The following is a 2,904-nucleotide window of genomic DNA, read 5'->3' on the forward strand; positions in this document are numbered from 1 at the left end:
TGGGCAAGCCGAGGGCCAGATCAGTCGGCTGAAAACACTCAAGCGAGCCATGTATGATCGCGCCGGCGTGGCTCTCCTGCGCGCCCGAATGCTTCCGTTCCAACCCCCTGGTTTTCACACGAATTGAGGCAGGACCCTTAAAGAGGTCCTGCCTCACTTCGTGTGACCCGAGGCCAGCCATGGTTTTGGCTGCATAGCGGGTAAATCTTGCGGAGGAGCAAAACCCTGCACCTCAGTCCACTCGCCGGCATTCAAGTTGTCGGGCACTGTCAAGTTATTGAGTTGATGTGCGGATGGTTCAGTCTTGCTGTCGCTCAAGCGGCGAGTTCGGCAGCGTAGTTGTCCCAGGGTGAAAATGCGTCGGCTCTGGCGTGGCGGTAGGATTAGGCGGAGAGGCGGTGGCGTTTGGGGCGGAAAATGGTGGCGATCTGGTCGTGGGCGGAGAGGAATCTCTGGGCATGACCCGGTGATTTGAACCGCGCCATGATCTTTTCTCGGCGTCTGGTGTGTCGATGCGAGGCCTCGGCCCGATTGTTTAACCCGTTATGGGAACGATGATCGGCACTGGGGCAATCCTCGCGCAACGCAACGTCGTAGCTTTTGAGCTTATCGGTGACAACCACCCGCGGCACACCCCAGCTGCGCATGAGTTTGCGCAGAAACTTCTTGGATGCGCGCGCATTTCGGCGGCTTTGAACAAGGATTTCCAACACATCGCCCCGGCTGTCGACGGCGCGCCAGAGCCAATGCCGCTCGCCGCGGATCGTGATCACAACCTCATCCATATGCCATTTATCGGACGTTTGTGGCCGGTCACGCCGGATCCGGGCCGCCATCTGCGGCCCGAAACGGTTCACCCAGGCCCGGATAGTCTCGTGGCTGATCAGCACGCCTCGCGCCGCCAGAAGATCCTCCACATCGCGCAAGCTCATCGCAAAGCGGTAGTAAGCCCAGACCGCGAAAGAGATCACTGGGCGAGGAAAGCGATAGCCCTTCAAAGGCAACGGAGAGGCCACGGAAATCATCCTACACCGCTATGATCACGCCGCCGACGCGTCAACCTGACAGTGCCAGATTTTCTACTGACGGCCAAGCGCGATCTCAAAGCGGCGTTGCGGTTCCTTCGCAAAGCGATCGGTCAGCATGGGGCACCACAGAAGATCACCATCGACAGGAGCGGCACCAACACAGCGGCGATCGAAAGCTACAATGCGGAGCATGACACAGAGATCGAAATCCGCCGTGTCAAATATCTCCACAACATTGTCGAGCAGGATCATCGAGCAGTGAAACGAGTGACGCGGCCGGCGCTGGGATTCAAATCCTTTCGCTCGGCTGTGGCGACGCTCGCCGGCGTCGAACTCATGCACATGATCCGAAAGGGCCAGTCGCGGACGACGGGGGAATTGCGCCCAGCGGAGCAGTTCTACTCTCTCGCGGCGTAAGCCCCGCGAGCTTTGTCGCCGTACGTCTCGCCCTCACTCAAAATTTGCGACAGAATCATCGCTCGGGCGTCTTGGCGGTGCAACTGCGTGACCTGGCCGCGGGCGATTACCCATCGTCCGCCGTGCTGCTTTGACGCGGTTCGCCACCGACGCCCGCCCTCGAAGCGGACAACAACATCGCCGAAAATTCCATCCGCGGCATCGCGCTCGGGTGCCGCCACTGGTGATTCGCCGGCAGCGACGAAGGTAGACATCGCGCGGCTACGGTGATCACCATTCTGCAGACCCCAAACTGAACGGCGTCAACCCCGAGACCTATTTCACCGACGTCCTAACCCGGATCACCGACGGACATCCGATCAACCGGATCGATGAACTCATGCCGTGGCCAGCTATCGAGATGCCCGGATCTTCGACCCTGCAGCGCGCAAACCTACACCAACGGCCTCGGGCGGACGGTTACGTCAGTCCTGATGGCGAGTGACTATTTCCTCCGCACCACCTACACAATTTCCTGTGTTAAGGAATGTCAAGATATCCTTCCCGTCCATAGGTCGCGCAATTAAGTAACCTTGGACGAAATCACACCCAAGGTCCCGGACGTATTGTAATTGCCGATCGGTTTCAACGCCCTCCACTGTAACTGGAATATTCAATGCCTGCGCCATTCCCATGATAGCTTCAAAAACAGGCTCACAGTCGTTTTGGTGGCAAACTCTTTGAGCTGGTCCCAGTTGATCGGACGGTTTGGCGGCTGGTTTAAGCTATTTTCCGGTTGCATTCACGCCGCCAGTTTGGTGTTCAGCATTGCCGGGGCTAGCCCCGGCAATGCTGAATTTTCGATCTTGTAATAAGCCTCGTCGGGGGTTCAACCGTCAAGGGCGGTATGGGGCCTCACGGCGTTGTAAAAGCCGATCCAGCGCGCCAGCCCGGCCCGCAGAGCGGAACCCGTCTCGAAGACGTGGATATACACGCACTCGTATTTCAGCGACCTCCAGAGCCGCTCGATGAAGACATTGTCCATCCACCGGCCCCGGCCATCCATGCTGATCCGCACACCGGACACCGGCTTGCGTCAGCAACACAGTGAACCGCGGACTGGTGAACTGACTGCCTTGATCGGTGTTGAAAATCTCCGGCGATCCGAACTTGGCCAGTGCTTCAGTCAACGCCTCGATGCAGAAATCCGCCTCCATCGTGTTGGACAGCCGCCAGGCCAAAACCATGCGTGTGCTCCAATCCATGATCGCCACCAGATACAGAAAGCCGCGCCGCATCGGTAGTGGAGTAGGAAGCGCCTGAGCGCTTCCCCTCCCCGAACCGTACGTGCACCTTTCAGCGCATACGGCTCTCTATTCAACCTTGGCCCAGGGCCATGGCGACCTCACGATAGCGGGAGGTGACGGTATTTCGGGCTTCGTCCCTGGTGATGTAGGGATTCCGCTCCGGGTTCCGCCAC

General features: G+C 58.8%; 3 protein-coding genes and 3 pseudogenes. 3 read left to right on the forward strand and 3 right to left on the reverse strand.

Going from position 1 to position 2,904, the window contains the following annotated elements; all coding sequences use genetic code 11:
* Positions 1-314: 314 nt before the first annotated feature.
* Positions 315-1,025: pseudogene (locus tag AruPA_RS21415) on the reverse strand (IS6 family transposase).
* Between the two features lie 48 nt (positions 1,026-1,073).
* Between AruPA_RS21415 and AruPA_RS21420 the strand changes: the two are divergent.
* Together AruPA_RS21420 and AruPA_RS21935 are read left to right on the forward strand one after the other, a co-directional pair.
* Positions 1,074-1,445 (forward strand): annotated as a pseudogene (locus AruPA_RS21420) (transposase); the annotation flags it as partial.
* A gap of 292 nt (positions 1,446-1,737) precedes the next feature.
* On the forward strand, positions 1,738-1,929 hold the full coding sequence (locus tag AruPA_RS21935; RefSeq protein ID WP_408859149.1) for a transposase domain-containing protein: 192 nt from the start codon (positions 1,738-1,740) through the stop codon (positions 1,927-1,929).
* Here the strand turns inward: AruPA_RS21935 and AruPA_RS21425 are convergent.
* On the reverse strand, positions 1,910-2,119 hold the full coding sequence (locus AruPA_RS21425) for an EAL domain-containing protein (RefSeq protein WP_322784419.1): 210 nt from the start codon (positions 2,117-2,119) through the stop codon (positions 1,910-1,912). The two genes, AruPA_RS21935 and AruPA_RS21425, sit on opposite strands and share 20 nt — an antisense overlap.
* Between AruPA_RS21425 and AruPA_RS21430 the strand changes: the two genes are divergently transcribed.
* Positions 2,057-2,296, forward strand: coding sequence for a hypothetical protein (locus AruPA_RS21430; protein ID WP_265638761.1), 240 nt, complete (start codon positions 2,057-2,059; stop codon positions 2,294-2,296). The two genes, AruPA_RS21425 and AruPA_RS21430, sit on opposite strands and share 63 nt — an antisense overlap.
* Positions 2,297-2,313: 17 nt before the next feature.
* Here AruPA_RS21430 and AruPA_RS21435 read toward each other — a convergent pair.
* A pseudogene (locus tag AruPA_RS21435) lies at positions 2,314-2,734 on the reverse strand (transposase); the annotation flags it as partial.
* Between the last annotated feature and the right edge of the window lie 170 nt (positions 2,735-2,904).

The sequence above is a fragment of the Acidiphilium sp. PA genome, assembly GCF_026191915.1.
GTDB lineage: Bacteria > Pseudomonadota > Alphaproteobacteria > Acetobacterales > Acetobacteraceae > Acidiphilium.

What these genes read in the sequence shown, in the direction of transcription:
- AruPA_RS21425 (WP_322784419.1), bottom strand. Translation starts at nt 2,119, where the DNA reads ATGGGAATGGCGCAGGCATTGAATATTCCAGTTACAGTGGAGGGCGTT.